Raw genomic sequence first — 26,343 nt, 5'->3', positions numbered from 1 at the left:
CGGCGCGCCGCGCGCCAAGTCAGGCGCGCGGAAAGCTCACCGCCAGCGCAGCCGGGGCAGCAATGACATCCGCGCCGACGCTTCGGGCAAGCCCGCGCACGAGCCGCAGCGGAAAGGCGAAGCCGAACGGCTCGGCCGGACCGAACAGCTGCTCTTGCGATGTTCCCGCCAGCCGCCGGGGCCGCCCGATCGAAACCCGCCAGCGATCGCCGGCCTGCTCGACCGCCAGGCGGAGCCGCTCGCCGGCGCTCGCCTGTTCGAGCACCGCGCTGCACAGGCGGAAGATCAGCCGGTCGGCAAGCTCCGGCTCGGCGGCGGCGAGCGCTTCACGCGTCGGCGGCGAGGCATCGATCTCCACCCCCTGCTCGCTTGCAGTCTCGCGAAGCGCAGGCGTCAGCCGCTCGAGCAGCTCACCGAGCTCGGTGCGCGACTGCGTGCCCGCCGCAGCCGATTGCACCCGCGCGGCGAAATCCAAATCGTCGATCGCCATCAGCAGCAGCCGCGCCTGGCGCACGATCTCCTGCGCGCGTTCGCGATAGGCCTGCTCCGCAGGGCCGAGATACTGGCCCTCGATGATCTCCGCGAACCCCATGATCGCGTTCAGCGGCGTCTTGATCTCGTGGACCAGCTCGCGGACCGAATCCGCGTCCGACTTGGGGTCGGCACCTCCCCCGACATCCGGCTCCTGATCACGCAGCGCGATGCCGCGATACCCCGCGAACCGGCCGTCGCTCGGCTCGAAGGCAGGCACGCCGCTGATCTTCCACTCGCCGGCCAGCGCCCCTTCGCCGCTGAAGGTCAGCGCCGCGTCACGGAACGGCGCGCGAAGCGCGAATGCCCGCACGACATCGGCGTCGATCCGGTCCCCTGCCCCTGTCTGCGCCTTGGCGATCGACCGCCCCACGAGGGCCCCGCGCGGCGCGCCTTCGACCCAAGCGATCTCACCCGTCGGCCCGCATTCCCAGCGGAACAGGCCCGGCTCTGCGTCTCCTGCAGGTGCGGCAGCCGCGCGCATCGCCGCGCGGGTCCGCCGCCGCCGTTCGATCCGCTCGACGACGTCGTGAAGCGATGGCGCAAGCGACTCCGGCTCTTCGGCGGGGGATGTGGACGGCTCCTCGGCTGGCGCGGCATGCGGCCGGACTTCGGGATGGAGCGCCAGGATGAACTGCCGCGTCTCCTCGTCCGCGACCTCGAGCAGGGCCGACCATTGCTCGGCATCGAGGGTCGCGGCGGCAAGCACCGGCGCCGAAACCGATAAGCGGTCGGACGCGAAGACTTCCAGCAGGCCGAGCGGCAGCGGAAGCGCGGCTACGGCGCGGGCCGCGGCGGCCCGCAGAGGCTCGTCGACGCGCGGCGCATCCGCCCTGATCGTCTCCAGCGCTTCACCGACGGCGGGAGTGCCCGCCTGCCCCCCGGCGCGCGCGACGAGGTCGACTAGCTGGCGCCAGCGCACAGCCAGGTCCCGGGCGTCGTCGCCGGGCTGGTTCAGAACCGTCATCAGGCGGTCGTCGAAGCGCACGCGAACTCATATCCTCTTCAGGCAAGTTCGCCGTCTCTACGCACCTGTTCAATCCAGCTTAAGTAAGAATTCGTTAACCATCCCGAAACGGCACAGCGCCCGCGGCGCGGCCGAACCGACCAGCTTCCGCGGAACTTTAGCCGTTTTCCACAGATGCCCTCGCGTGCGCACGCGCGCGGGGTGGCGCTAGGCGGTCCCATGCCCTAGGTAGGAAGCGGGGGGCGCGGCACATGCCGCCTTCCCATTCGCGCACCCAAAAGACAGGACCATTTCTTGGCCACGCAACCGCCCGTCGACGACCTTCCTTCCGACAGCAATCCGCCTTCCGGCGGCGACCGCGACATCGCTCCCATCTCCATCGTCGAGGAGATGAAGACCAGCTACCTCGACTATGCGATGAGCGTCATCGTCAGCCGCGCGCTGCCGGACGTCCGCGACGGGTTGAAGCCGGTCCACCGCCGCATCCTCTACGCCTGCCAGGAAGCGGGCTATGTCGCCGGGCGGCCCTACCGCAAGTCGAGCCGCATCGTCGGTGACGTCATGGGTAAATATCACCCGCACGGCGACAGCGCGATCTACGATGCCCTTGCCCGCATGACTCAGGACTGGTCAATGCGGGTGCCGCTGATCGACGGCCAGGGCAATTTCGGCTCGATGGACCCCGATCCCCCGGCGGCCATGCGCTACACCGAAGCGCGGCTCGCCAAGGTCGCCAACTTCCTGCTTGGCGACATCGACAAGGACACGGTCGATTTCACGCCCAACTATGACGCGTCGGAGCGCGAGCCGCAGGTCCTCCCTGCGCGCTTCCCGAACCTGCTCGTCAACGGCGCCGGCGGTATCGCGGTCGGCATGGCGACCAACATCCCGCCGCACAATCTCGGCGAAGTGCTCGCCGCCTGCCGCGCTTATATCGAAAACCCCGCCGTCACCTCCGAAGAGCTGATGGAGCATGTGAAGGGGCCGGACTTCCCGACCGGCGGCCTGATCCTCGGCAAGGCCGGCATCAACAGCGCCTACACGAGCGGCCGCGGCTCGATCATGCTGCGCTCGCGCCACCATGTCGAGGAAGGGCGCGGCGACCGACGCTCGATCGTGCTGACCGAGATCCCCTTCCAGGTCGGCAAGAACGGCCTTGTCGAGAAGATCGCCGAAGCGGCCAAGGACAAGCGCATCGAGGGCGTCAGCGACATCCGCGACGAGTCCAACCGCGAAGGCGTCCGCATCGTCATCGACCTCAAGCGTGACGCCACCCCCGACGTCGTGCTCAACCAGCTGTGGCGCCACACCCCGGCGCAGAGCAGCTTCCCGGCCAACATGCTGGCGATCCGCGGCGGCCGTCCGGAAACGCTGACGCTGCGCGACTTCATCGACGCTTTCGTCAAGTTCCGCGAGGAAGTGATCACCCGCCGCTCGAAGTTCGAGCTTCTGAAGGCTCGCGAGCGCGCCCACATCCTGCTCGGCCTCGTGGTCGCGGTCACCAACCTCGACGAAGTCGTACGGATGATCCGCGGCTCGGCCTCGCCGGCCGAAGCCCGCGAGAAACTGCTTTCGCGCGAATGGCCGATGGAGGAAATCCGCTCCTACATCGCGCTCGTCGAAGCGGTCGAACCGCAGTCGGGCCAAAGTACGTACCGCCTGTCCGAAGCGCAGGTGAAGGCGATCCTCGACCTCCGCCTGCATCGCCTGACCGCCCTCGGCCGCGACGAGATCGGTAATGAGCTCGAAGGCCTCGCCACCAGCATCGGCGAGCTTCTCGAAATCCTCGCCAACCGCGCCCGCCTCTACGAGGTCATGCGCGAAGAGTTCGACGCGGTCGAAGCCGAATTCGCAACGCCGCGCGTCACCGAACTCGCCGCCGCCTGGGACGGCATCGACGACGAAGACCTGATCGAGCGCGAGGACATGGTCGTGACCGTGACCATGGCCGGCTACATCAAGCGTACCCCGCTCTCGATCTTCCGCGAGCAGAAGCGGGGCGGCAAGGGCCGCGCCGGCATGGCCACCAAGGACGAGGACGCGGTCACCAACCTGTTCGTGACCTCGACCCATAACCCGGTGCTGTTCTTCTCCAACCTTGGCCGCGTCTACCGGATGAAGGTCTGGAAGCTGCCCGAGGGCGGCCCGAACACCAAGGGCCGGCCGATGGTGAACCTCCTGCCCCTGCGCGAGGGCGAGACCATCGCGACGGTGCTGCCGCTGCCTCAGGACGAAAATGAGTGGAACGACCTCCACATCATGTTCGCGACGGCACAGGGCACGGTCCGCCGCAACTCGATGGCGTCATTCACCAACATCCCGTCGAACGGCAAAATCGCGATGAAGTTCGGCGTCGGCGCTGCCGACGAGAGCGAGAACGGCGGCGACGACAGCGAGGATCAGGGCGACACCAGCGACCGCCTGATCGGCGTCGAACTGCTGACGGAAGGGGACGACGTGCTGATCGCCACCCGCCACGGCAAGGCGATCCGCTTCAAGGCGACGGACGTCCGCGAATTCCAGTCGCGCACCTCGACCGGCGTCCGCGGCATCCGCTTGCAGCCGGGCGACCAGGTGATCTCCATGTCGATCCTCCACCGCGCCGGCACGACGCAGGAGGAGCGCGAAGCCTATCTCCGCTTCGCTCCGTGGAAGGGCGAAAAGGAAGGCGAACCGTCGCTCAGCGCCGAGCGGATGGCGGAGATGGCGGACAAGGAGCAGTTCATCCTCACCATCACCGAGAACGGCTATGGCAAGCGCTCCTCGGCCTATGAATATCGCCGCACCAACCGCGGCGGGCAGGGGATCACCAACATCGACACTTCGGCCCGGAACGGCTGCGTCGTCGCGTCCTTCCCGGTGCGGCAGGGCGAAGCGCTGATGCTCGTCACCGACCAGGGCAAGATGATCCGCACCACGGTCGGCGACATCCGCATCGCCGGGCGCAACACCATGGGCGTCACCATCTTCAAGGTCGCCGATGGCGAGCAGGTCGTCAGCGTCGCCAGGATCGACGAGAGCGAGGAAGAAGAGATCGAGCTGGAAGGCGGGGAAGATATCGCGCCAACCGAAGACGCCGTCGTTGGCGAAAGCGAGCTCGAGCAGACGGTGGACCCGGAACCCGAGGAATAAACCGCAGCCGGCCATGCCGGGGGCATGGCTGGACCGGTTTATCGGCAACCGGGCGCGGGCATCGGCGTTCTCTTGTTCGAACCAGAAAAGGAGAAATCGATGCCCCTTCCCCACAATGCGCTCGTGCTGGTCGCCGACGGTCGCAAGATGCTGTTCTTCCGCAACGAAGGGGACGCGCAGCAGATCGATCTGCGCACCGAGGCGCATGACGAACGGGAAGACTATAAGGACCGCGAGCTGAGGACCGATGCGCCCGGCACCGCTGCGGCCGCCGGCGCGTCGGGCGGCGCCGACGTCCACCGGCCCGCCTATAGCGAAACCGACTTCCACCAGCAGGAGGAAGACCGCTGGATCAAGGAAGCGGCCGAAGAGCTCAAGAAGAGGGTTCTTCGCAACGATTTCGAGGCGCTAGCGATCGTCGCCCCGCCCAAGGCGCTCGGCGTGCTTCGCAAGGAGCTCCACAAGGAAGTCGAAAAGCGCGTGATCTGCACGATCAACAAGGAGATGAGCGGCCGTCCCGTGCCCGACATCGAAGCCTTGATCGAGAATGCGACCCAGGCCGCCGAACTGCCGACCGTCTGAGCTGCCCTGCAACCCCAACAAAAAAGGGCCCGGTGATGAGCCGGGCCCTTTCTCGTCGGGGCTTAAACCTTAGCCGCGTTCACCGGCGCCGCGAGTCGATGGCGGGGTCATCTGCGGAGCGGGCGGCGGCGGCGGCGCCATCACGCTCATCGACTGCGCCATGTTCAGGTGCTTCTGGATCACGGGCACGATCTGTCCCGCGGTCGTGCGCAGCGCCGGCACGTCGCCGCCCGTCGCATAGCCCTGGTGAAGGCCGAGCGCCTGCTGGTGCGCCTGGACCTGAACGTCCTTGAACGCCTGGTCGAACGCATAGCCTGTACCCGCGGCGCGCAGCTGGTCGAGCAGCGCCTGGTGCTGCGGCATCAGCGTCGGCGCAGGCGGTGTGATCCGCGCGGCCTGGGCCGTCGCCATCAGCATCTGCGTCGATTGGGTATGATCCGTCTGCAGCATCGACGCGAAACTATGGATCGCCGGATTCTGCGTCATCTGGTGCGCCAGCTGCGCCGATTGCATCTCGAACATGTCGCTGCTCGCCGCCATCGCGAGATAGCCCGGCGCCATCATCGGGTTCGTAAGGTCGACTGGCGCGGCGGTCTGCGGTGTCGTCGAACAGGCAGCAAGCGCGAGCGCCCCGCCAACCAGCATGGCAAATTTCTTCATCTCGATCTCCCTTGTTTTCGCGATTGTTGCGCAAGGGTAACCGCCTGAACGGGCGGCAGTTCCTACAGCTGATCTACCGTAGTCATGTGTAGAGGTGCACGACCTCGGCGTCAGGCGCGACCGCATTGATCAACAGCATGCGGTGGCAATGCGCCGGCTCGCGCTCGTAGCACAGCAAGGCGCTGGGCCGCTCCTTCACGAGCTCGATCATCTGCGCACCCTGCGCAATCGCCTCCGGCAGCTCCAGTTGCCCGGCATAGATCCGCTCCAAGTCGGCATGCCGCCCCGCCCGCGCCGCCGCCCGCCCGTCGGCCGGCGTGCCCAGCGCCTTGAGGTGCGCATATTCGATCCCAGCCTCCTTGAGCGCACCGCGCAGCGCGCTCTTCGAAAAGCCGGGCCTGCGCGAAAGCGGCAGCGCCCGCACGTCGATCACCCGCTCGACCTTCGCCGCGGTGAGCGCCGCGAGGAACTCGGCGACCGTCGTTCCCTCATACCCGATGGTGAAGATGCGCATTCTTGCCTCGTCACCCCGGACTTGATCCGGGGTCTGCTTTCCTCCCGCGATTGGGGAAAAGGCGGATGCCGGGTCAAGCCCGGCATGACGGATCAGACTGAGGCGGCTATGGGCGCCCTCATGTCGTTCGACATCCACATCATCGGCGGCGGCCTCGCCGGCTCCGAAGCCGCCTGGCAGCTTGCCGAGGCCGGCTACCGCGTGCGCCTCAGCGAGATGCGCGGCGGCGGCGACATGACGCCGGCACACGAAAGCGACCGCCTCGCCGAAATGGTCTGCTCCAACAGCTTCCGCTCGGACGATCCGGAAAACAACGCGGTCGGCTTGCTCCATCAGGAAATGCGCGCGCTCGGCTCCCTGATCATGAGCGCCGGCGACAAGCATCGGGTGCCTGCCGGCTCAGCGCTCGCGGTCGACCGCGAGGCCTTCGCTTCCGAAGTCACCCGCACCATCGAGCGGCACCCCAATATCACCGTCGTCCGCGAACGGATCGACGCCTTGCCCGATCACCCGACGATCATCGCCACCGGCCCGCTCACCGGCTCCAGGCTCGCCGAGAGTATCGCCGCGGAAACCGGCCAGGACGCCCTCGCCTTCTTCGACGCCATTGCGCCGATCGTCCACCGCGACAGCATCGACATGGACGTCGCCTGGATGGCGGCGCGCTGGGACAAGGGCGGGAAGGACTACATCAACTGCCCGCTCGACAAGGCGCAATATGAGGATTTCGTCGCCGCGCTGAATGCCGGCGAGAAAACCGAGTTCAAGGATTGGGAGAAGGACACGCCCTACTTCGAAGGCTGCATGCCGATCGAAGTCATGGCCGAGCGCGGACGCGAAACCTTGCGCTACGGGCCGATGAAGGGCGTCGGCCTCGACAATCCGAAAACCGGACGCTGGCCCTATGCCTGCGTCCAGCTGCGCCAAGACAATGCGCTCGGCACCTTGTGGAACATGGTCGGCTTCCAGACCAAGCTGAAGCATGGCGAGCAGGTGCGCATCTTCCGCACCATTCCGGGTCTTGAAAATGCCGAGTTCGCGCGCCTCGGCGGCATTCACCGCAACAGCTTCATCAACTCGCCCAAGCTGCTGGACGGCGAACTTCGCCTGAAGTCGAAACCTTGGATCCGCTTCGCTGGCCAGATTACCGGCTGCGAAGGCTATGTCGAAAGCGCCGCCATCGGCATCCTTGCCGCCCGCTTCGCCGCGGCGGAACTGGCTGGCCAAACGCTAGCGCCGCCGCCGGTCGAAACCGCCTTGGGCGCTCTCCTTGGCCACATCACCGGTGGCGCCGACGTCGAGACCTTCCAGCCGATGAACGTCAACTTCGGCCTGATGCCGCCGCTACCCCAGCGCTTCCGCAAGGCCGACCGCAAGAAAGCCTACACGGACCGCGCCCGGGCGGCGCTGGCCCGTTGGCTGGGCTCAGGAGAGATCGGCACCGAAGGTGTAGCCGTGCCGCTCGACAACGATCCGGTCGCGCTGTCCAACTAGCTCCGCAAGGGCCTGGTCGTAATAAGCGGCCGGGGCACCGTGCTTCGAAACGTTGAAGGGCGGCGCGTCGGCAAGGAAGCTGCTGATGCAGGCGTCGGGCAAATGGCCAAGCCGCTCGAGCACTGGCTTGATGTCGCTTCGTAACTGCTCGGTGAGGACGATCACCGGGTCGGCTGCTCCGGAATAGAGCCGGTCATAAAGGAAGCTGTAGAAGCCACCGTCCCAGCGCCGCAGGTCGGCTATGTCGGCCTTGATCAGATTGATGCCGCCGCGTTGATATTGCTCCGGAAGCGCAGCCTCGAGCCGCGCCAGCCGCTGCTCGTCGGATCCCAGGGCGACGAGGTTTCGAATTGTCGCATCGAAATTCAGCACGCCTGCGTCGGACACGATCACGAACAGCGGATTGGGCTTTGGCAAGCCAAGCTGGAAATGAAACCAGGAGACGTAAAAGGCCCACGGGCTGCGGACTGTCCCGACCACCGGCAAGTGCCGCCCCTCGTCAGGAACCTCGCGATACGGGAGGTGATATCCGATCCGCCGAGCGGCCGGAACGCAATGTTCGAGCATCTTGTTGAGGAAGGTCCCGCCGCTCTTTTGCAGGTGCAGGAACACCATTCGGTCGGTGACGATCATGGCGGCGCGGCTAGCATCCGCTTGAACCACCGTCCATTCGGACCGGCGCTCTGACCGGCGCGTTGCGCAGCGCTTGCGCGCCCGGTAAGATGCCGTGCGAAAGCGCATCCTTTTGAGGCGCTTGCCGCCCATCAGCAAAGAGTCGACTTTATGCACTTCGATGGCCTGTGCCGCCGGCTAGGCGCCGTTGACCCCAAGCCGCTCGCCGATGCCATCGACGCGCTCGGCGAGGACGCCTGGGGCGAGTACCAGAAGCGGCAGCAGCAGTTTAAGGTTCATTCCGCCACCGAGACGATCCCGCTCCTCTTCGACGAGGACTCCCGCCACACGGATCCCACGGAGTGGCCGCGCCTTGCCGCGCTTGAGCCGGCGCTCCGCCCTGCCCTCGATCTCATCCGCGGCGACTATCCGCCGGTCAGCGACAAGCCGGGCTATTTCGTCCGGATCATTCTCACCCGCCTCGTTCCCGGCGGCGCCATTCCGCGCCACCGCGACGGCGGAGAGTCGCTGGCGCGCTCCCACCGGCACCATCTGGCGGTCACCACCAACCCCCTCGTCGAATTCTATGTCGGCGATCGCAAGCATCACTTCGCGGCGGGGGAAATCTGGGAAATCAACAACCGGCAGCCGCACGAAGTTCGCAACTTGAGCGAGCAAGGGCGCGTCCACCTCATCGCCGACTATGTCGTCCCCGGTGAACGGATCGATGATCCCGCGGGGACCGTCTACGCTTAGTCGATGCTCGTCGCCGCCGCTTAAAGCGCCACGGTTCCGGAGATCGCCTCCGTCATCCTGATGATCCGGTCGCGCACGTCGCTCGACGTCGCCACCGGGATCCGCTCCGCCACCGTCTCGCGCGCTTCGAAATAGCTCGCGCTCACACGTACCAGCTCCATCGACCAGCCGGGGAAGCTGCGCTGGTCGATCCGCCGCTCTTCCCTGATCTCCAGGCCGCTGTGGCGCGGGTCGGCGCGGAACCGCGCAAGCAGGCTGTCGAGGCGCGGCGCCGTGCCCTCGACGATCTGCAGGAAGTGCGTTCCGTTGAAGATCAGCAGCCCGGTGATGGCGTCCAGGGCATTGAGGTCGCGGGCGGTACGGTGGATCGCCTCAATGTCGGCGGTATCGAGGTCGAGCCGGGCAAGGCTGGTATATGTCAAAGACTTAAGCACAGCCTCGCTCGTACATCCTAATTTATGTTAGGCAAGAGAGGCGGGTCTCAATCGTCGCTGGTCTCGGCAGCCGGAGCCGATCGCGAGGCGAAGGTCGGCGCGCAGCTGCAGCTCTTCCGCTTGGTGGGTTTGGGCGCGGTCGTCGCATATTCCGCAGGCGTCAGCCAGCCGCTGCGGTCGCGATCGGCGCCCTTGAACTTGGTGATCGTCTTCACCGCCCATTCGTCGAACGACAAGGTGCCGTTGCCGTTCACGTCCAGCTTGGCGAACGCCTTGCGCCGCGCGGCGAGCAGCTCTTCGGCTTCGATCCGCCCGTTCTTGTTCTTGTCGGCGCGGCTGAAACGCTTCTGCTCGCGGCTCTTGGGCGTCGCCTCCGGCGCTTCGAGCACTTCCTGGCCGCTGACGAGCGACGCCGTGTAGGCGCGCGGCGCCGGCGCCGGCGGCAGGCCGGGCGCTTTTTCGGCACGTGACTGCCAGAACAGGAAGGCGCCGGTCAGCAGCAGGAAGCAGGACGCGGCGCCTGCGAGGAAGCGAAACATTGGGAATCTCCTTCAACTCAAGGAGATTCGGCACGGCCGCATCCATCCGTTTCGGAGCTGTTCCTGTCAACTAGCGCGGAAAGGTGCCGAACAGCCGATGCGCAAGCGCCGCTTTGCCCCGCCCGCGCGGGCCCTTTAGAAGGTCATGGGCGGCGAGCGCCGCAAGCACGCTGATCGGGCGGAACCTGCGCTCCACCTTGTTCGGCAGATAAGGCAGCTGCTCGCGCGCCGCCGCCTCCAGCATGGCGCGCGACGGGCTATCGCTGCAGTGCGTGGCGCCGTCGTGCAGTGACCAGAGCGCGCCGGCATGGTCTGCGTCTTTCTCGTCGGCCCCCATCAGGCGCGCCGCAAAGCCGAACAGCAGCCGCCCGCGTAACCGGAAAGCCCCTGCCCTCAGGCTGTCCCAGGGAAATGGCTCGAGCAGCGGCTCCCACGCATCTTCGAGGAACGACAGGGACTGCCCGCTGATGCCGCGGCTCACCAACTCGCGCGCAGCGGCCTGCAGCCGCGGCTCGGCCGGCGGCGGGGCTTCGGGATCGTCGAGCTGCTGAAGCTGCTCGCGCCACCAGGCTAGTCTTATGGCGCCCAGCCGCGGGTCGCTGCTGCTGGAGATGACGTCGGCAAAGGCGAGATCGAGATCCCACAATGCGCCGATCGCCGGGCCAATGGCGGCAGGCAGCGCATCAAGCGCGATCTGGCGGTCGGCGTCTAGGCGACGCTCAGCGATAGGTGACCTGCTTGACGGCCTCGACCACGTCCGCCGCCTTGATCAGCGCCATCTTCTCGAGGTTCGCGGCATAAGGCAGCGGCACGTCGGCGTCCGTCACGCGAAGCACCGGCGCGTCGAGATCGTCGAAGCCTTCGGTCATCGCGATCGCGATGATCTCGCTGGCGATCGAGCAGGTCGGCCAGCCTTCCTCGACCACCACCATGCGGTTTGTCTTCTTGAGGCTTTCCAGCACCGTCGCCTTGTCGAGCGGGCGAAGCGTGCGAAGGTCGATCACCTCCGCCTCGATCCCCTGGCCGGCCAATTCCTGCGCTGCTTCCAGCGCCACGCCGACGCCAATCGAGTAGCTGACGATCGTCACGTCCTTGCCCGCGCGAACGACCCGCGCCTTGCCGATCGGAAGGACATAATCGTCCATCTGCGGCACGTCGAAATGCTGGCCGTAGAGCAACTCATTCTCGAGGAAGACGACGGGGTCCTCGCTGCGGATCGCCGCCTTCATCAACCCCTTGGCGTCGGCCGCGCTATAGGGCGCGATCACCACCAGGCCGGGCACGCTTGCATACCAGGGTCCGTAATTCTGGCTATGCTGCGCGGCCACCCGCGACGCCGCGCCATTGGGCCCGCGGAAGACGATCGGGCAGCGCATCTGGCCGCCCGACATATAATTGGTCTTGGCCGCCGAATTGATGATGTGGTCGATCGCCTGCATTGCGAAGTTGAAGGTCATGAACTCGACGATCGGCCGGAGCCCGCCCATCGCCGCGCCCGCGCCGATGCCGGCAAAGCCATATTCGGTGATCGGCGTGTCGACGACGCGCTTGGGCCCGAACTCGTCGAGCAGCCCCTGCGTGACCTTATAGGCGCCCTGGTACTCGGCGACTTCCTCGCCCATCACGAAGACACGGCTATCGGCGCGCATCTCTTCGGCCATGGCGTCGCGAAGCGCCTCGCGCACCGTGGTGCTGACCACCGCGGTGCCTTCGGGCACTTCCGGGTCGCTGGCGGGGTTCGAGGTCAACTGCGTCGTGCCCGTGTCCGGCTTCTTCTGCTCGCCGGCGCTTTCGATCGGGCTCGCTTCGGTTTTCTGGTCGGACGGCGTCGGCGCCGCGGCTTCCTGCGCCGCAGGAGCAGGGGCAGCATCGCCACCCGCTTCGCCGTCGCCCGCGATCAGCGCGATCGCCTGGCCGACCTTCACCCCGTCCGTGCCTTCCGGAACCAGGATCTTCGAGATCGTGCCCTCGTCGACGGCCTCGAATTCCATGGTCGCCTTGTCGGTTTCGATCTCCGCCAGGATGTCACCCGACTTCACCTCGTCGCCCTCTTTGACGAGCCACTTGGCGAGCGTGCCTTCCTCCATGGTCGGCGACAGCGCCGGCATCTTCAGCTCGGTCGCCATCAATAGCTCTCCACCAGCACGTCGGTATGAAGTTCGCTGGGCCCCGGCTCCGGCGCTTCTTCAGCGAACTTCGCAGCACCCACGACCACGTCCTTGATTTCCTTGTCGATTGCCTTGAGCTCTTCTTCCTTGACACCGAGGGCGATGAGCTCGCGCTCGGCATGAGTGATCGGGTCGCGGTGCTCGCGCATGTCCTGCACTTCCTCGCGCGTCCGGTATTTGGCCGGGTCGGACATCGAATGGCCGCGATAGCGATAGGTCAGGAACTCGATGATGATCGGGCCCTTGCCGCTCCGCGTCCATTCGAGCGCCACTTCCGCCGCGCCGCGCACCGCGAGCACGTCCATGCCGTCGACCTGTAGGCCGGGGATGCGGTGCGCCTGGCCGCGGCGGAACAGCTCCGGCTCGGCGGACGAGCGCTTGATGCTCGTGCCCATCGCATATTGGTTGTTCTCGATCGCGAAGATGACCGGCAGGTCCCACAGCTTGGCCATGTTGAAGGCCTCGTAGACCTGGCCCTGGTTGACCGCGCCGTCGCCCATATAAGCGAGGCACACGCCGCCATCCTCGCTATATTTGTGCTTGAAGGCGAGGCCGGTGCCCAGCGGCACCTGCGCGCCGACGATGCCGTGGCCGCCGTAAAAGCCATGCTCGACGCTGAACATATGCATCGAGCCACCCTTGCCCTTGGAAATGCCGGCTTCGCGGCCGGTCAGCTCGGCCATGATGACCTTGGGGTCGATGCCGTACGCCAGCATGTGCCCGTGGTCGCGATAGCCGGTGATGACGCTGTCCTTGCCCACCGTCATCGCGCTCTGCAGCCCGACCGCGACCGCTTCCTGGCCGATGTAGAGGTGGCAGAAGCCGCCGATGAGGCCGAGGCCGTAGAGCTGCCCCGCCCGCTCCTCGAAGCGGCGGATCAGCAGCATCTCGCGGTAGAGAGCGAGCAGCTCGTCCTTCAACGCTTCGTAGCGCTGCGGCTGCGGCGGCCGCTCCTCGTTGCGGGTCTCGGACGCTTGCGGAACGGCACTTTTCTTCGCGGAACGCGCCACGGCAATCTCTCTCATGACTGAAGCGCGCCCGCCTATAAGTGGCGGTGCGGCATGCGGCAACCAGCCAGCTTAGTTGAGGGGGACGATCACCTCGTCGGCGCGCACTAGGCCGAGGTCCTTGCGCACCAGCTCGTCGGCCATGTCCGGGTCGGCCTTGCGCGGGTCGAGCAGCTGCGAGCGATGCTTCAGCTGCGCCTTCTGCGCCTCGAGCTGCGCAAGCTCAGCCTGCCGCTCCTTGAGCGCCCGGTGATAGCCGCCCCAGGCGAGGATGCCGTTCGGCCCGGCAACCGCGTGACCGGCAAAGGTGCCGACGACGATCAACGCCAGCGCCGGCATCGCCGAACGCCTGATCATCCCGAAAATCCGGTTCCCACCCCGCATGACGTCAAAGAATCACGAGTGAGTCACAGTTGCAAGCAAAAAGAATGATTTGGTGGACAATCCGGGGATAAGTTGTGGATCAGTTTGAGCGATACGCCCGGATCGCAGCCGCACCCGGATAGTGCGCGCCGTCGCCCAGCTCTTCCTCGATGCGCAGCAGCTGGTTGTACTTCGCGGTGCGGTCCGAACGCGCAAGGCTGCCGGTCTTGATCTGCCCGCAGCCGAGCGCGACCGCGAGGTCGGCGATTGTCGAATCCTCGGTCTCCCCCGACCGGTGCGACATGACCGCCGTGTAGCTGTTCCGCTGCGCCATTCTGACGGCTGCAATCGTCTCGCTCAACGTCCCGATCTGGTTGACCTTGATGAGGATGGAGTTGGCGAGGCCGTCATTGATCCCCTGCTCGAGACGCCTGACGTTGGTCACGAAGAGGTCGTCGCCAACCAATTGCACTTTGCTGCCGAGCCGCTCGGTCGCCAACTTCCAGCCGGCCATATCATCCTCGGCAAGCCCATCCTCGATGGAGGCGATCGGATAATCGGCAATCAGCCCAGCCAGGTAATCGACCATCTGCTCCGGGCTAAGCACCTTGTCCTCACCGGAGAGCACGTAAGTGCCGTCCTTGAAGAATTCGGTCGCTGCCGGGTCGAGCGCGATCAGGACATTCTTGCCTGCGGAATAACCGGCGCTCTCAATCGCTTGGATAATGAAATCCAGGGCTTCGCGCGTTGATGCGATATCGGGTGCGAAGCCGCCCTCGTCGCCGACGCCCGTCGACCAGCCTTGCTGGTGGAGCGCACTTTTCAGCGCGTGAAAGATCTCGGAACCGCAACGCAGCGCTTCGGCGAAGCTCGGCGCACCGACCGGCATCACCATGAACTCCTGGAAATCGATCGGATTGTCGGCATGCGCGCCGCCGTTCAGGATGTTCATCATCGGCACCGGCAGGGTCGCCGCATCGACGCCCCCGACATAGCGGTAGAGCGGCAGGCCGATCGCGTCGGCAGCAGCCTTGGCCGTGGCGAGGCTGACGCCGAGGATCGCATTGGCGCCCAGCCGGCCCTTGTTGTCGCTGCCGTCGAGCGCGATCATCTCCGCGTCGATGCCGGCCTGGTCCTCGGCTTCCAGGCCGATGATCGCTTCGGCGATCTCGCCGTTCACGGCCTCGACGGCCTTGCCGACGCCCTTGCCGCCCCACCGGCTCTTGTCGCCGTCGCGAAGCTCGACGGCCTCATGCGCGCCGGTCGACGCGCCCGACGGCACGGCCGCACGGCCCATGCTTCCGTCTTCAAGCGTGACGTCGACTTCGACCGTCGGGTTGCCGCGGCTGTCGAGGATCTGGCGAGCGTGGACGTCGATAATGGCAGTCATGTCTTCCCTTCTTGCGGAGGCGTAACAATATGGGGTTATGCGAGCGGCTATAGGCCGCGCGCCGGAGCGTGCAACTTTCGCTTCTTATCCCCGGAACGCGCGCCCGCGCGCCGGGTTGAGAGGGCGAAAAGGAGGACTTGAATGGCTGACCAACGCACTGACGACCTGCCCGAGGGCACCGACACCATTATCGAAGGCGCCGCGAACACCAGCGGCGGTGCGGATCCGACCGGCATGGCTGCGGCTTCCGAGGACAGCATGCTCGGCAGCGCGTCCGAAAGCGGCACCGCCACCAGCACCGGCAGCACCAGCACCGGCAGCAGCGGCACCAGCACCGGCAGCTCGGGCACGATCACCGAGCGTCTTCGCAGCGGCCGTGAACAGCTGACCAGCCAGGCCGGCGAAAAGGCCCGCGGCCTTGTCGGTCAGGGCCTCGAGCGCTCGTCCGAAGCGCTCGCCAACGTCTCGCGCATGGTCGGCGACACCGCCGCCGGCATCGAGGAGCGCCTCGGCGCCGAATATGGCGACTATGCCCGCCGTGCTGCAGGCGCCATCGAGAACGTCGCCAACAGCCTTGCCGAGAAGAACCCGGACGAGCTGATGGACGACACCCGCAACTTCGTGCGCAACAGCCCGGGCATCGCGCTCGCCGGCGCCGCCGTGGTGGGCTTCGTCGTCGCCCGGCTCGTCAAGAGCGGCATCTCGGGCGTCAGCGGCAATGACGAAGACGACGGCGACCGCGATGGCGAGGGCGACCGCGCCTGATGCGCAAACCGGCGGAGCCGACGCCGTCGGAGCGCCCGATCGGCGAGCTCGTTCATGAGCTCGTCGAGGAAGGGAAAGCCTATGCCCGGGCCGAGGCTGGTCTCGCAAAGACCATCGCCGCGGCCAAGGCGAAGGCGCTTGCGCTGCCGACGGCGCTGTTCGGGGTCGCGCTCTTCATCGGCATGGCGGCGCTCAATGCGCTCGCTGTCGGCCTCGTCCTGGCGCTTGCACGGTTCATCGGCCCGCTCGCCGCGGGAGTCGCGGGGATGCTGATCCTTGCGGCGATCGCCGGCGGCCTGGTTTGGTGGGGCGTCGAGCGGCTGAAGCGGACCTTATGACCGATACGCCGGAAATCACCGCCGCGCGGATCGAGGTGGAGCGCCGCCGGGCGCGGCTGATGGCCGTCGCGCACGAGCTGCAGGGCCGCCTGGCTCCCAGCACCCTCGCCAGGAACACCTGGCAGGGCGCGAAGGAGAAAGGCGCCGATCTCGCCGAAGATGCGGTCGACGCCGTCAAGGCGCGGCCGCTGACGGCCACCGGCGTGGTGGCTGCGATCACCATGTTCCTCGCGCGCGAACCGCTGATCAACCTCGCCGGCAAGCTCGTCGGCAGCGGCAAGGACAAGCCTGCGAAAACCAAGTCGAAGGCGCGCAAGGCCGCGCCTGAGGACAAGAAGACGGAGACTGTTTGAATGACCGAAGACAGCAACAGCACCGCCACCCCCGGCACCCGCCAGCGCGCGATCGAAGCTTATGAAGGCGCCCGCGACAGCGCCGCCGATACGCTCAGCCAGGCACCGCTGATCGCCCTTGCCGGCGGCCTCGCGGCCGGCGCGCTGATCGCGGCGCTGCTTCCCCGCACCGACGCCGAAACCCGCGCGATCCGCCCCGGCGCCCGCCGGGCCAAGGCTGGCGCCCAGGCAGCCATCGGCGCGGCGCGCGACACCGGCACCCAGCGCCTCGAGGAAATCGGCTTCACGCGCGAGAAAGCGGAAGAAACGATCCGCAACCTGCTGCGCGACGTCACCGAAGCCGCCAAGGCCTCGGCGACCGCAGCGCTCGACGCCGCGCGCAACGCCGACGAACAAAAGCGCGCTTAAGGCTGACGCCCGGCGGCAAATCGGCTAGCGAGACCCGCATGAGCAAGCTTCACCTCGTCTTCGGCGGGCGCGTCAAGGATCCGCGCGGCCTCGACTTCGACATGGGCACGATCGACATGGTCGGCCTGTACGACAGCTATTCGGCCGCCGAGGATGCCTGGCGCAGCGCCGCCCAGCGCACCGTCGACGATGCCGAGATGAAATATGTCGTCGTCCACCTTCACCGGCTCCTCGAGCCGGACCTCGAAGGCGGCGTCGGCGGCATCGCCCGCCCGAAGTAATATCCTCCCCAGCCGCCGCTGGGGAGGGGGACCATGCGCAGCATGGTGGAGGGGTCAGGCGACTAAGCCGTCCGATACCGCCACAGCAGCAGGGGCCGCTGAAGCAGCAGCCCGGCGACGAACCCGCCGATATGTGCCGGCGTGGCGAGCAGATAGCCCTGCCCGCCGGCGATGAAGCCCATCATCAGCTGGAGCACGACCCAGGCGGCAAGCAGCCAGAGGGCATTGATCCACCGGTTGAGCCGCGCCGAGCGCGTGACCTGCTTCGCTCGCCCGAAGCTGAGCGCAAAGGCGCCCATCACGGCGCTGATCGCACCGCTCGCGCCGATCATTGGCACCGCGTTCATTGGGTCGGTCGCCCATTGCGCCAGCGCGGCCGCATAGGCGCCGACCAGGTACAGCGTCAGCAGCCCGGACTTGCCGAGCACTCGCTCGACCTGCGCCCCGCACCACAGGAACACGACGAGGTTGAAGACCAGGTGCAGCAGGCCGCCATGGACCAGCGTCGCCGTCAGCGGCGTCAGGCATGCCGGCACCGCCGGCCAGGGCACCGCCCCGCCGCTCAGGCGAAGCGGGATGAACCCGAGCGCCAGCGCCGCTTGCTCCTGATAGCCGGCAAGCACCGCGAACAGCCACGCCAGCGCCGTGACCGCGGCGATGATGGTCGTGAGATTGCGGGCCAGGCGCTCCACGCGGCGGCCTAGATGAATTCGATCTTGGCGATCTCGTAATAGCGGTCGCCGGACGGCGTCGACACTTCGACGTCCTCGCCCTTCTGGCGCCCGATCAGCGCCCGGCCGAGCGGCGAATTATAGCTGATCCGCCCCTGGTTCGCGTCCGCTTCCGCCAAGCCGACGAGCTGGTACCGGACGGTCTTGTCGTCCTCGTCGATCAGCGTGACCGTGGCGCCGAACACGACCTTGTCGCCCGACAGCGACTTGGGATCGATGACCATCGCCCGGCTGAGCTTGTCCTCGAGGTCGGCAATGCTCGCCTCGATCTGGCCCTGGCGCTCCTTGGCGGCATGATATTCGGCATTTTCGCTGAGGTCGCCGTGCGCGCGCGCCGTCTCGATCGCCTCGACGATTTCCGGCCGCTCGGTCTTGAGCCGCTTCAGCTCGTCGCTGAGCTTGCGGTAGCCCTCTTCGAGCATCGGTACCTTTTCGGCGCTCGCCATGTTCTCAAATCCTTTTTCTCAAAACCTGCCCCGGCGTGCCCAAAAGGCCCGCTCAGCAGCCAGAATGTCGTGGAAGCCTAGCTTTCGGAGGCGGAATAATAGGACTGCAGGCTCGCGACTTCAAGCGCGTGGCCCCGCACCGCCTCGATCGACCGGGCCGCCGCAAGGCTCGCCGCAGCCGTCGTGAAATAGGGCACTTTCTTCGCCAGCGCGGTCGCCCGGATCGAATGGCTGTCCTTCAGCGACTGCCAGCCTTCGGTGGTGTTGAACACCAGATCCACGTCCCCGTCCGACAGCTTGTCGACGATGTGCGGCCGCCCCTGCGCAACCTTGTTCACCGTCTCGACGGGCAGCCCCTTCGACTGCAGGTGCGCCGCGGTGCCGCCCGTGGCGATGATCGAAAAGCCGAGCTCCACCATCTTCTGCACCGCCGGGATGATATTGTCCTTGTCGGCATCCTTGACCGACACGAACGCCGTCCCGCTCTGCGGCAGGATCATCCCCGAGCCGAGCATCGCTTTGGAAAAGGCGATGTCGAAATCCCGATCGATTCCCATCACTTCGCCGGTGCTCTTCATTTCCGGTCCAAGCACCGGATCGGTACCGGGGAAGCGCGCGAACGGGAAGACCGGCCCCTTGACCGCAATATAGTCGAGCTTCTCGTTGATCTCGCCGAAGCTCGCCAGCGGCTCGCCCGCCATTACTCGCGCAGCAATCTTGGCGATCGGGCGCCCCGCTGCCTTGGCGACGAACGGCACCGTCCGGCTGGCGCGCGGATTGACCTCGATCAGATAGACTTCGCCATCCTTGACCGCGAACTGGACGTTCATCAGTCCCTTCACGCCAAGCGCAAGGGCCAGCGCCCGCGTCTGCCGCTCGATCTCGGCGACGATCCTCTTGTCGAGGCTGTGCGGCGGGATCGCGCAAGCGCTGTCGCCCGAATGGACGCCCGCCTCCTCGATATGCTGGAGGACGCCGCACACCGCCACGTCCTTGCCGTCGCAAATGGCGTCGACGTCGACCTCGATCGCGTCGCGGAGATAGCGGTCGATCAGCACCGGGCTGCGGCCGGACACCTGCACTGCGGTCGCGATATAATGTTCGAGCTGCTGCGGCCCGTCGACCACCTCCATGCCGCGCCCGCCAAGCACGTAGCTCGGACGCAGCAGCACCGGATAGCCGATCCGCTCGGCGACCCGCAGCGCCTCCTCGCGGCTCCGCGCAATGCCGTTCGCCGGCTGCTTGAGGTCGAGCTTGGCGACAAGGGCCGCGAAGCGCTCGCGGTCCTCGGCCAGGTCGATGCTGTCGGGCGAAGTGCCGAGGATCGGCACGCCCGCCGCCTGCAGCTCCGCGGCCAGCTTCAGCGGCGTCTGCCCGCCGAGCTGGACGATCACGCCCAGCAGCTCGCCCTTCTCAGCCTCGCGCCGGACGATCTCCAGTACGTCCTCGACCGTCAGCGGTTCGAAATAGAGGCGGTCGGACGTGTCCGGGTCGGTCGAGACCGTCTCCGGATTGCAATTGACCATGATGACTTCGAAGCCGGCGCCCTTCTGCGCCCCTCGGTCGCGGCCGAGCGCGAAGGCCGCGTGGCAGCAGCAATAGTCGAACTCGATCCCCTGGCCGATCCGGTTCGGCCCGCCGCCGAGGATCATCACCTTGCGCTTGTCCGAGACCTCCGCCTCGTCGACGGCCTCGCCGAACAAGGGCGCTTCATAGGTCGAATACATGTAGGGCGTTGCGGCATCGAACTCGGCCGCGCAGCTGTCGATCCTCTTGTACACAGGCCGCACGCCAAGCTTCAGCCGATGCTCGCGCACCTCGCTTTCCGTAATGCCGCCGGTCATCGCCCGCACCGCGCTGTGCACCGTACCGGAACCGCCCGCCGCCACCGCTTCGCCCATCCGGCGGTCGATCCGCGCCGAGCGGAGCGCCAGCTCGGCAAGCCGCGCGTCGGAAAAGCCCATGGCCTTGAGCCGCCGCATGCCGCGTGCATCGGTCGGCAGCCCGTTCAGCCGCACTTCCTCCTCGGCGCGAACAATCTCTTCCAAGCGCTTCAAAAACCACGGGTCGAAGCCGGCGATCTCGTTGATCCGCTCGACCGTGAACCCCTGGCGCAGCGCTTCGGCCGCGACCAGCAGCCGGTCGGGCGTCTGCCGCGCCAGGCGGCTTTCGATCGTCGCCGGATCGGCGTCCTCGAGCTCGCGCACGCGGTCGAGCCCGGTCAGCCCCGTCTCCAGGCCGCGGAGCGCCTTCTGGAGGCTTTCCGAGAAGCTGCGGCCGATCGCCATCACTTCGCCGACCGACTTCATCGCCGTCGACAGCGCCGCTTCCGCCCCCTTGAACTTCTCGAAGGCGAAGCGCGGGATCTTGGTCACGACGTAATCGATGGTCGGCTCGAAGCTCGCCGGCGTCGCGCCGCCGGTGATGTCGTTCCTGATCTCGTCGAGCGTGTAGCCGACCGCCAGCTTCGCCGCGACCTTGGCAATCGGAAAGCCGGTCGCCTTCGACGCCAGCGCCGAAGACCGCGACACGCGCGGGTTCATCTCGATGACGATCATCCGCCCGGTTTTTGGATCGACTGCGAACTGGACGTTGGAACCGCCTGTTTCCACGCCGATTTCGCGCAACACGGCAATGCTCGCCGACCGCATGCGCTGATATTCCTTGTCGGTCAGCGTCAGCGCCGGGGCGACGGTGATGCTGTCGCCGGTATGCACCCCCATCGGGTCGATATTCTCGATCGAGCAGATGATGATGGCGTTGTCGGCGCGGTCGCGCACGACTTCCATCTCATATTCCTTCCACCCGACCAGGCACTCGTCGATCAGCACTTCGGTAGTCGGCGATGCGTCGAGCCCGTTGCGCACGATCGCTTCATATTCGGCGCGGTTGTAGGCAATGCCGCCACCCGTCCCGCCCAGCGTGAAGCTCGGACGGATCACCGCCGGCAGCCCGACCGTCTCCAGCGCCTCGGCCGCTTCTTCCATCGTATGGACGATCGCCGAGCGCGGGCTTTCCAGCCCAATCTTGTCCATCGCGTCGCGGAATTTCTGCCGATCCTCGGCTTTCTCGATCGCCTCGGCATTGGCGCCGATCAGCTCGATGCCGAGCCGGTCGAGCGTGCCGTCCTTGAACAGCGCCAGAGCAGTATTGAGCCCGGTCTGCCCGCCCATCGTCGGAAGCACCGCATCGGGCCGCTCCTTCTCCAGGATCTTGGCGACGATCCCAGGCGTGATCGGCTCGATATAGGTCGCGTCGGCAAGCTCCGGGTCGGTCATGATCGTCGCCGGGTTCGAATTGACGACGATGACCCGGTAACCCTCTTCCTTCAGCGCCTTGACGGCCTGGCTCCCGGAATAATCGAACTCCGCCGCCTGGCCGATGACGATCGGCCCGGCGCCAATGATCAGGATGGAGGAGATGTCGGTACGCTTCGGCAATCAGCCCTCCGGGAAGTTCATGGCGACGAATACGGTCTTGAGGCCGTTGCGCTTGGCCCACTTCGCGACGCAGGCACGCTGCTGCGCCGTCGGCTCCTGCCGGATGACCAGCAGCAACTTCTTCTGCTCCTCGTCCTGGATCAGCTCGCCCAGCGCCATCCCGCACCCGGTCGCGATGGTGTTGAGCTGCGCCTCATCATGCATCCGCGCCGGCGTCACGCAGGCGGAGAGCCCAGCGACAAGCGCTGCCACAAGCAAAGCCCTCACTTCATCGCCCCGACGAACTTTTCGAACAGATAGAAGCTGTCCATCGGCCCCGGGCTCGCCTCGGGGTGATATTGCACGCTGAACGCCGGGCGGTCGGTCAGCTCGATCCCGCAATTGCTGCCGTCGAACAGGCTGACGTGGGTCTCGCGCACATTGTCCGGCATTCCCTCGCGCGCGACCGCGAAGCCGTGGTTCATGGCTGTAATCTCGACCCGGCCGTCCGCGAGGCGCTTGACCGGATGGTTGGCGCCGCGGTGGCCCTGGAACATCTTTGACGTCATGCCGCCAACCGCCAGCGCGAGAAGCTGGTGGCCGAGGCAGATGCCGAACAAGGGCTTCTTCGTCTCCAGCATCTGCCGGATCACGGGAATTGCATATTCACCCGTCGCCGCCGGATCGCCCGGGCCGTTCGACAGGAAGAATCCGTCCGGCTCGTGGCTCATGATCTCGTCGAAGCTGGCGGTCGCCGGCACCACCGTCACCCGCGCGCCGGCCTCGACGAGCAGGCGGAAGATGTTGCGCTTGTTGCCATAATCGACCGCGACGACGTGAGGCCGCCCCTCGTCCTCGGGGCCGAGGTCGTAGCCCTGCCCCCACGCCCATTTGCCGCCGGTCCACCGTTCGACCTGCTCACGGCTGACGTGCTTGGCGAGGTCCATTCCCTCGAGCCCCGCCCATTCGGCCGCCATCCGCTGCAGCGTGTCGAGGTCGAACTCGCCCTTGGCATTGTGCGCGATGGCGATGTTCGGCGGTCCTTCCTCGCGCACCAGCTTGGTCAGCGCGCGCGTGTCGACCCCGCAGATGCCGATCCGGCCGGACCGCCCCATCCAGTCGGCAAACCCGCCGTTCGCGCGGTAATTGCTGGGATCGGTCACCACCTCGCGCACCAGGCAGCCGAGCGCGTGCGCTTCGCCCGCTTCCACGTCCTCGTCGTTGGCGCCGACATTGCCGATGTGCGGGAAGGTGAAGGCGATGACCTGCCGGGCGTAGCTCGGGTCCGTCATCACTTCCTGGTAGCCGGTCATGGCGGTGTTGAAGCACAGCTCGCCGACCGCTTCGCCTTCTGCGCCGAACCCGCTTCCCCACACCGTCCGGCCATCGGCAAACACCACGACTCCCGTCGCGCCCTCGGGTTGTTGGGCGCGCGTGAGATGTGCGTCGGCCATGGGCGGGAGAAGCCTTCCGTCTCTAGGTTTGCCAGCGATGTCGCTAAGCCATTCCCGCTATGCACTTCGCGAGGGGCCGTCAATGCTGGTCAGCGCAAGAATCCACAGCTAGTCACGCGCTTTCTTCAAAAGAGCTGGCCATGATCAGGGACGACATCAAGACCGCGACCGTCGCCGCGATGAAAGGCGGCGACAAGGAAACCACGGCGACGCTGCGCATGGTTTCCGCCGCCATCAAGAACCGCGACATCGAAGCGCGCACCGGCGGCGCCCCGAAGGACGACGACGCGCTGGTCACCGAAGTGCTGCAGAAGATGATCAAGCAACGCCGCGAAAGCGCCGAGGTCTACCGCAAGGGCAACCGCGAAGACCGCGCCGCCGCCGAGGAAGCCGAAATCGCCGTCATCGAACGCTTCCTCCCCCAGCAGCTCAGCGACGAAGAAGCGAGCGCCCAGATCCGCGACATCATCGCCGAAACCGGCGCCACCTCGATGAAGGACATGGGCAAGGTTATGGCGCTGGTGAAAGAACGCCTCGGCCCCGCGATCGAACCGGCAAGGGCGAGTGCGCTGGTGAAGGCGGCGCTGGTCAGCTGACCTGTGGATAAATCGGCCGATTCGCTTGCGACTCGGTGTGCCCCGGTGCCAATCTCACCCCTTCGTTCGTCCTGAGCGAAGTCGAAGGGCGCTGGCACAACATCGATGCAATTCTGGGTCTATCTCCTGCGCTGCGCCGACGGTTCATATTACACAGGCCAAACGGACAATCTGGAAGCGCGGCTTGCGCAGCATGAGCAAGGGCTTTGCTGCGATTGGACGCGCCGGAGGCGCCCCGTTGAACTCGTTTGGTGCGAAGCCGCCCCGACGCGCGATGAAGCGCTCGCGTTTGAACGCCGAGTAAAAGGTTGGACGCGGGCAAAGAAGGAAGCGCTGATCGCCAGCGACTGGGATCGCATCAGTTGGCTTGCACGAGCGCCGCGCGAGCGCCCTTCGACTTCGCTCAGGACGAACGATGAGGCGACCTGCACAGACGAACCCATTCGTCCTGAGCGGAGCGCGAAGCGCGTAGTCGATAGACGCGAAGCCCAAGCGTCCGACCGGCAGCCCGTTCGTCCTGAGCGGAGCGCGAAGCGCGTAGTCGAAGGGCGCCGCCGGTGACCCTCTCCCCCGCCTGGCTTGACGAACTGCGCGCGCGGACCGTGCTCAGCGCCATCATCGCGCCTTCGGTGAAACTCGTCCGCGCGGGGCGCGAGTGGAAAGCGTGCTGCCCCTTCCACAACGAGAAGACGCCAAGCTTCACCATCAACGACGACAAGCATTTCTACCATTGCTTCGGCTGCGGCGCGCATGGCGACGCGATCCGCTTCCTGACCGACCATCGCGGCATGCCCTTCATGGATGCAGTGAAGGAGCTTGCGGCCAAGGCGGGCATGGACGTGCCCGCGCCCGACCCGCAAGCCAAGGAGCGCGCCGACCGCACCGCCTCGCTGACCGATGTTATGGCCGACGTCGCCACATGGTACGGCGAGCAGCTTCACGGCCTCGAAGGCGCGACGGCCCGCGATTACCTGAAGACCCGCGGCATCGACGCGGAGACGGTGAAGCGCTTCGGCATCGGCTTCGCACCGGAAGGCCGCGCCAAGCTCAAGAGCGCGCTCGACAAGCTCGGCGAGGACAGGCTGGTCGAAACCGGCATGCTGATCCGGCCCGAGGACGGCGGCGCCAGCTACGACCGCTTCCGCGGCCGCCTGATGTTCCCGATCCGCGACCCGCGCGGCCGGGTGATCGGCTTCGGCGGGCGGATCCTCGGGCAAGGCGAGCCCAAATATCTCAACAGCCCCGACACGCCGCTCTTCGACAAGGGCCGAACGCTCTACAACATCGACCGCGCCGCGCCCGCGAGCCGCCAGGCCAAGCGCCTGATCGTCGTCGAAGGCTATATGGACGTCATCGCGCTCGACCGCGCCGGCATTTCCGAAGCGGTCGCGCCGAACGGCACCGCGCTCACCGAGGCCCAGCTCGAGCGGCTATGGCGCCTCGACGCCTCGCCGATCCTCTGCTTCGACGGCGACAGCGCCGGCGGCAAGGCCGCGATCCGTGCCGCGACGCGCGCCCTTCCCCACCTCCGCCCCGACCGCACGCTGCGCTTCGTCGAGCTGCCCGCCGGCCAGGATCCCGACGATGTCGTCAAGGCCGGCGGCCGCGAGGCGATCGAAGCGCTCCTCGCCACGCCTGAGCCGCTCGACGCCCGCCTGTGGCGCCACGAGCTCGAGGCCGAGCCGCTGACCACGCCCGAAGCCTGGGCCGGGCTCAAGCAGCGCCTCATCGACCATGCCGCGGCCATCCAGCACCCGGACCTCAGCCGCATGTACCGCGAGGATTGGCTGAATCGCTTCTACGCGCAGCGCCGGCCGCAGGGCGCACCCCAAGGCGGCGCCTTTACCCCGCGCCCCCGCGGCAGCTTCAAGAACGGCCGCTTCGTGCCCCCTGCCCCGCCGGTCGGCCAGGAAGCCCGCGGCATCGCCAGCTCCGGCATCGATGCGCCCACCGCCCGCGCCCTGATCCTCGGCTTCGCCTTTTTCCCCGAGGAACTGCCCGCCCATTGCGAGCAGCTGGCGGCGCTTCCCATCCCCGACAAGTCGACCGCGGAGATGCGCGACGAGCTGGTCAACGCCGCCTTCTCCGGCGCCACGCTTGATCGCGACAGCCTTGCCACCATATTAGGCGCCGATGGAGCGACGGGCCGAACCGCCCAGCGAACCATGGGTTTTTCATTCACCCGCCGCGACAGCGACCCGGACCGCGCCCGAAGCGATCTGGCCGCAGCCGTCGAGATCATTTCGGCGGCCGAGGAGGTCGACCGCGCGCTGGAGGATGCAACGGAGCGGCTGAAGCGGGATTTCACCGAAGAAGCCCTGGAGGAGCAGCAGCGCCTGATGGCGGCGCGGCGTGGATTGACACAGAGGCTGGCGCAGCTTGCCGGCACCGACTAAGCGGCGA

General features: G+C 66.7%; 28 protein-coding genes. 12 read left to right on the top strand and 16 right to left on the bottom strand.

The annotated features are described in order from the left end of the window. Positions 1-19 precede the first annotated feature (19 nt). A complete protein-coding gene (locus tag VIL42_11270; protein HEY8593426.1) occupies positions 20-1,519 on the bottom strand; it encodes a histidine kinase dimerization/phospho-acceptor domain-containing protein in 1,500 nt (499 codons plus the stop codon). A gap of 342 nt (positions 1,520-1,861) precedes the next feature. Between VIL42_11270 and gyrA the strand changes: the two genes are divergently transcribed. Both gyrA and VIL42_11260 read left to right on the top strand, forming a co-directional pair. Beyond that, the gene (gene gyrA / locus VIL42_11265) at positions 1,862-4,630 is read left to right on the top strand and encodes a DNA gyrase subunit A (protein HEY8593425.1); all 2,769 of its coding nucleotides are present in this window, start codon (positions 1,862-1,864) and stop codon (positions 4,628-4,630) included. 99 nt (positions 4,631-4,729) lie between these two features. After that, a complete protein-coding gene (locus VIL42_11260) occupies positions 4,730-5,212 on the top strand; it encodes a host attachment family protein (protein ID HEY8593424.1) in 483 nt (160 codons plus the stop codon). 69 nt (positions 5,213-5,281) lie between these two features. Here VIL42_11260 and VIL42_11255 read toward each other — a convergent pair whose 3' ends face one another. After that, positions 5,282-5,872 (bottom strand): DUF4142 domain-containing protein, encoded by a 591-nt coding sequence (locus VIL42_11255; protein HEY8593423.1) that lies wholly within the window; start codon positions 5,870-5,872, stop codon positions 5,282-5,284. A gap of 82 nt (positions 5,873-5,954) precedes the next feature. Further along, positions 5,955-6,386 (bottom strand): DUF488 domain-containing protein, encoded by a 432-nt coding sequence (locus VIL42_11250; protein ID HEY8593422.1) that lies wholly within the window; start codon positions 6,384-6,386, stop codon positions 5,955-5,957. 120 nt (positions 6,387-6,506) lie between these two features. On the opposite strand from VIL42_11250, the gene trmFO reads away from it, so the two are divergent. Further along, positions 6,507-7,880, top strand: coding sequence for a methylenetetrahydrofolate--tRNA-(uracil(54)-C(5))-methyltransferase (FADH(2)-oxidizing) TrmFO (gene trmFO / locus VIL42_11245; protein ID HEY8593421.1), 1,374 nt, complete (start codon positions 6,507-6,509; stop codon positions 7,878-7,880). Here trmFO and VIL42_11240 read toward each other — a convergent pair. Beyond that, positions 7,812-8,513 carry a hypothetical protein gene (locus tag VIL42_11240; protein ID HEY8593420.1) on the bottom strand — a complete coding sequence of 234 codons (702 nt, stop codon included), beginning with the start codon at positions 8,511-8,513 and terminating at the stop codon, positions 7,812-7,814. The genes trmFO and VIL42_11240 overlap by 69 nt on opposite strands. Positions 8,514-8,663: 150 nt before the next feature. Between VIL42_11240 and VIL42_11235 the strand changes: the two genes are divergently transcribed. Then, positions 8,664-9,248 carry an aspartyl/asparaginyl beta-hydroxylase domain-containing protein gene (locus VIL42_11235; GenBank protein ID HEY8593419.1) on the top strand — a complete coding sequence of 195 codons (585 nt, stop codon included), beginning with the start codon at positions 8,664-8,666 and terminating at the stop codon, positions 9,246-9,248. Between the two features lie 20 nt (positions 9,249-9,268). Here the strand turns inward: VIL42_11235 and VIL42_11230 are convergent, their stop codons facing one another. The 7 genes from VIL42_11230 to eno form a co-directional block, all read right to left on the bottom strand. Beyond that, positions 9,269-9,682 (bottom strand): BLUF domain-containing protein, encoded by a 414-nt coding sequence (locus VIL42_11230; GenBank protein ID HEY8593418.1) that lies wholly within the window; start codon positions 9,680-9,682, stop codon positions 9,269-9,271. A 47-nt stretch (positions 9,683-9,729) separates the two neighbouring features. Continuing rightward, positions 9,730-10,221: an EF-hand domain-containing protein gene (locus tag VIL42_11225; protein HEY8593417.1), complete on the bottom strand. Its 492-nt coding sequence runs from the start codon at positions 10,219-10,221 to the stop codon at positions 9,730-9,732. Positions 10,222-10,291: 70 nt separating this feature from the next. Further along, a complete protein-coding gene (locus tag VIL42_11220; GenBank protein ID HEY8593416.1) occupies positions 10,292-10,867 on the bottom strand; it encodes a hypothetical protein in 576 nt (191 codons plus the stop codon). 73 nt (positions 10,868-10,940) lie between these two features. Continuing rightward, positions 10,941-12,347, bottom strand: a complete 1,407-nt coding sequence (locus tag VIL42_11215) for a pyruvate dehydrogenase complex E1 component subunit beta (GenBank protein ID HEY8593415.1) — start codon at positions 12,345-12,347, stop codon at positions 10,941-10,943. Continuing rightward, positions 12,347-13,414 carry a pyruvate dehydrogenase (acetyl-transferring) E1 component subunit alpha gene (gene pdhA / locus VIL42_11210; protein ID HEY8593414.1) on the bottom strand — a complete coding sequence of 356 codons (1,068 nt, stop codon included), beginning with the start codon at positions 13,412-13,414 and terminating at the stop codon, positions 12,347-12,349. The genes VIL42_11215 and pdhA overlap by 1 nt, the downstream gene beginning before the upstream one ends. 54 nt (positions 13,415-13,468) lie before the next feature. Further along, entirely contained in the window at positions 13,469-13,753 is a 285-nt protein-coding gene (locus VIL42_11205) for a septum formation initiator family protein (protein HEY8593413.1), read from the bottom strand. Between the two features lie 106 nt (positions 13,754-13,859). Beyond that, positions 13,860-15,149 carry a phosphopyruvate hydratase gene (eno, locus tag VIL42_11200; GenBank protein ID HEY8593412.1) on the bottom strand — a complete coding sequence of 430 codons (1,290 nt, stop codon included), beginning with the start codon at positions 15,147-15,149 and terminating at the stop codon, positions 13,860-13,862. A gap of 141 nt (positions 15,150-15,290) precedes the next feature. On the opposite strand from eno, the gene VIL42_11195 reads away from it, so the two are divergent. The 5 genes from VIL42_11195 to VIL42_11175 are packed head-to-tail and all read left to right on the top strand — an operon-like array spanning position 15,291 to position 17,294. Further along, positions 15,291-15,914 (top strand): hypothetical protein, encoded by a 624-nt coding sequence (locus VIL42_11195; GenBank protein ID HEY8593411.1) that lies wholly within the window; start codon positions 15,291-15,293, stop codon positions 15,912-15,914. Further along, positions 15,914-16,252 carry a phage holin family protein gene (locus tag VIL42_11190; GenBank protein HEY8593410.1) on the top strand — a complete coding sequence of 113 codons (339 nt, stop codon included), beginning with the start codon at positions 15,914-15,916 and terminating at the stop codon, positions 16,250-16,252. The genes VIL42_11195 and VIL42_11190 overlap by 1 nt, the downstream gene beginning before the upstream one ends. Next, positions 16,249-16,605, top strand: a complete 357-nt coding sequence (locus VIL42_11185; protein ID HEY8593409.1) for a DUF3618 domain-containing protein — start codon at positions 16,249-16,251, stop codon at positions 16,603-16,605. Before VIL42_11190 ends, VIL42_11185 begins: the two co-directional genes overlap by 4 nt. After that, a complete protein-coding gene (locus VIL42_11180; protein ID HEY8593408.1) occupies positions 16,606-17,013 on the top strand; it encodes a hypothetical protein in 408 nt (135 codons plus the stop codon). Between the two features lie 38 nt (positions 17,014-17,051). Then, on the top strand, positions 17,052-17,294 hold the full coding sequence (locus VIL42_11175) for a DUF4170 domain-containing protein (GenBank protein HEY8593407.1): 243 nt from the start codon (positions 17,052-17,054) through the stop codon (positions 17,292-17,294). 62 nt (positions 17,295-17,356) lie between these two features. On the opposite strand, the gene VIL42_11170 is transcribed toward VIL42_11175, so the two are convergent. The 5 genes from VIL42_11170 to carA all read right to left on the bottom strand — a co-directional run bounded on the left by VIL42_11170 (position 17,357) and on the right by carA (position 23,344). After that, positions 17,357-17,986 (bottom strand): rhomboid family intramembrane serine protease, encoded by a 630-nt coding sequence (locus VIL42_11170; GenBank protein HEY8593406.1) that lies wholly within the window; start codon positions 17,984-17,986, stop codon positions 17,357-17,359. A gap of 8 nt (positions 17,987-17,994) precedes the next feature. Then, positions 17,995-18,471 (bottom strand): transcription elongation factor GreA, encoded by a 477-nt coding sequence (gene greA / locus VIL42_11165; protein HEY8593405.1) that lies wholly within the window; start codon positions 18,469-18,471, stop codon positions 17,995-17,997. Positions 18,472-18,548: 77 nt separating this feature from the next. Further along, positions 18,549-21,911 carry a carbamoyl-phosphate synthase large subunit gene (gene carB, locus VIL42_11160; GenBank protein ID HEY8593404.1) on the bottom strand — a complete coding sequence of 1,121 codons (3,363 nt, stop codon included), beginning with the start codon at positions 21,909-21,911 and terminating at the stop codon, positions 18,549-18,551. Beyond that, on the bottom strand, positions 21,912-22,163 hold the full coding sequence (locus tag VIL42_11155; GenBank protein ID HEY8593403.1) for a hypothetical protein: 252 nt from the start codon (positions 22,161-22,163) through the stop codon (positions 21,912-21,914). An 11-nt stretch (positions 22,164-22,174) separates the two neighbouring features. Then, positions 22,175-23,344, bottom strand: coding sequence for a glutamine-hydrolyzing carbamoyl-phosphate synthase small subunit (gene carA, locus VIL42_11150; GenBank protein ID HEY8593402.1), 1,170 nt, complete (start codon positions 23,342-23,344; stop codon positions 22,175-22,177). A 140-nt stretch (positions 23,345-23,484) separates the two neighbouring features. Here carA and VIL42_11145 point away from each other — a divergent pair, with 140 nt between their 5' ends. The 3 genes from VIL42_11145 (at position 23,485) to dnaG (ending at position 26,336) form a co-directional block, all read left to right on the top strand. After that, positions 23,485-23,940 carry a GatB/YqeY domain-containing protein gene (locus VIL42_11145; protein HEY8593401.1) on the top strand — a complete coding sequence of 152 codons (456 nt, stop codon included), beginning with the start codon at positions 23,485-23,487 and terminating at the stop codon, positions 23,938-23,940. A 105-nt stretch (positions 23,941-24,045) separates the two neighbouring features. Continuing rightward, on the top strand, positions 24,046-24,501 hold the full coding sequence (locus VIL42_11140) for a GIY-YIG nuclease family protein (protein ID HEY8593400.1): 456 nt from the start codon (positions 24,046-24,048) through the stop codon (positions 24,499-24,501). Then, positions 24,498-26,336, top strand: coding sequence for a DNA primase (dnaG, locus tag VIL42_11135; protein HEY8593399.1), 1,839 nt, complete (start codon positions 24,498-24,500; stop codon positions 26,334-26,336). The genes VIL42_11140 and dnaG overlap by 4 nt, the downstream gene beginning before the upstream one ends. The last annotated feature ends 7 nt before the right edge of the window (positions 26,337-26,343 follow it).

The sequence above is a fragment of the Sphingomicrobium sp. genome, from assembly GCA_036563485.1.
Classification (GTDB): domain Bacteria; phylum Pseudomonadota; class Alphaproteobacteria; order Sphingomonadales; family Sphingomonadaceae; genus Sphingomicrobium.
This window is presented reverse-complemented; position numbering and strand designations above follow the sequence as displayed.

What these genes read in the sequence shown, in the direction of transcription:
- VIL42_11260 (HEY8593424.1), top strand. Translation starts at nt 4,730, where the DNA reads ATGCCCCTTCCCCACAATGCGCTCGTGCTGGTCGCCGACGGTCGCAAG.
- VIL42_11255 (HEY8593423.1), bottom strand. Translation starts at nt 5,872, where the DNA reads ATGAAGAAATTTGCCATGCTGGTTGGCGGGGCGCTCGCGCTTGCTGCC.
- VIL42_11250 (HEY8593422.1), bottom strand. Translation starts at nt 6,386, where the DNA reads ATGCGCATCTTCACCATCGGGTATGAGGGAACGACGGTCGCCGAGTTC.
- trmFO (HEY8593421.1), top strand. Translation starts at nt 6,507, where the DNA reads ATGTCGTTCGACATCCACATCATCGGCGGCGGCCTCGCCGGCTCCGAA.
- VIL42_11240 (HEY8593420.1), bottom strand. Translation starts at nt 8,513, where the DNA reads ATGATCGTCACCGACCGAATGGTGTTCCTGCACCTGCAAAAGAGCGGC.
- VIL42_11235 (HEY8593419.1), top strand. Translation starts at nt 8,664, where the DNA reads ATGCACTTCGATGGCCTGTGCCGCCGGCTAGGCGCCGTTGACCCCAAG.
- VIL42_11225 (HEY8593417.1), bottom strand. Translation starts at nt 10,221, where the DNA reads ATGTTTCGCTTCCTCGCAGGCGCCGCGTCCTGCTTCCTGCTGCTGACC.
- VIL42_11215 (HEY8593415.1), bottom strand. Translation starts at nt 12,347, where the DNA reads ATGGCGACCGAGCTGAAGATGCCGGCGCTGTCGCCGACCATGGAGGAA.
- pdhA (HEY8593414.1), bottom strand. Translation starts at nt 13,414, where the DNA reads ATGAGAGAGATTGCCGTGGCGCGTTCCGCGAAGAAAAGTGCCGTTCCG.
- VIL42_11205 (HEY8593413.1), bottom strand. Translation starts at nt 13,753, where the DNA reads ATGATCAGGCGTTCGGCGATGCCGGCGCTGGCGTTGATCGTCGTCGGC.
- eno (HEY8593412.1), bottom strand. Translation starts at nt 15,149, where the DNA reads ATGACTGCCATTATCGACGTCCACGCTCGCCAGATCCTCGACAGCCGC.
- VIL42_11195 (HEY8593411.1), top strand. Translation starts at nt 15,291, where the DNA reads ATGGCTGACCAACGCACTGACGACCTGCCCGAGGGCACCGACACCATT.
- VIL42_11190 (HEY8593410.1), top strand. Translation starts at nt 15,914, where the DNA reads ATGCGCAAACCGGCGGAGCCGACGCCGTCGGAGCGCCCGATCGGCGAG.
- VIL42_11185 (HEY8593409.1), top strand. Translation starts at nt 16,249, where the DNA reads ATGACCGATACGCCGGAAATCACCGCCGCGCGGATCGAGGTGGAGCGC.
- VIL42_11180 (HEY8593408.1), top strand. Translation starts at nt 16,606, where the DNA reads ATGACCGAAGACAGCAACAGCACCGCCACCCCCGGCACCCGCCAGCGC.
- VIL42_11175 (HEY8593407.1), top strand. Translation starts at nt 17,052, where the DNA reads ATGAGCAAGCTTCACCTCGTCTTCGGCGGGCGCGTCAAGGATCCGCGC.
- greA (HEY8593405.1), bottom strand. Translation starts at nt 18,471, where the DNA reads ATGGCGAGCGCCGAAAAGGTACCGATGCTCGAAGAGGGCTACCGCAAG.
- carA (HEY8593402.1), bottom strand. Translation starts at nt 23,344, where the DNA reads ATGGCCGACGCACATCTCACGCGCGCCCAACAACCCGAGGGCGCGACG.
- VIL42_11145 (HEY8593401.1), top strand. Translation starts at nt 23,485, where the DNA reads ATGATCAGGGACGACATCAAGACCGCGACCGTCGCCGCGATGAAAGGC.
- VIL42_11140 (HEY8593400.1), top strand. Translation starts at nt 24,046, where the DNA reads ATGCAATTCTGGGTCTATCTCCTGCGCTGCGCCGACGGTTCATATTAC.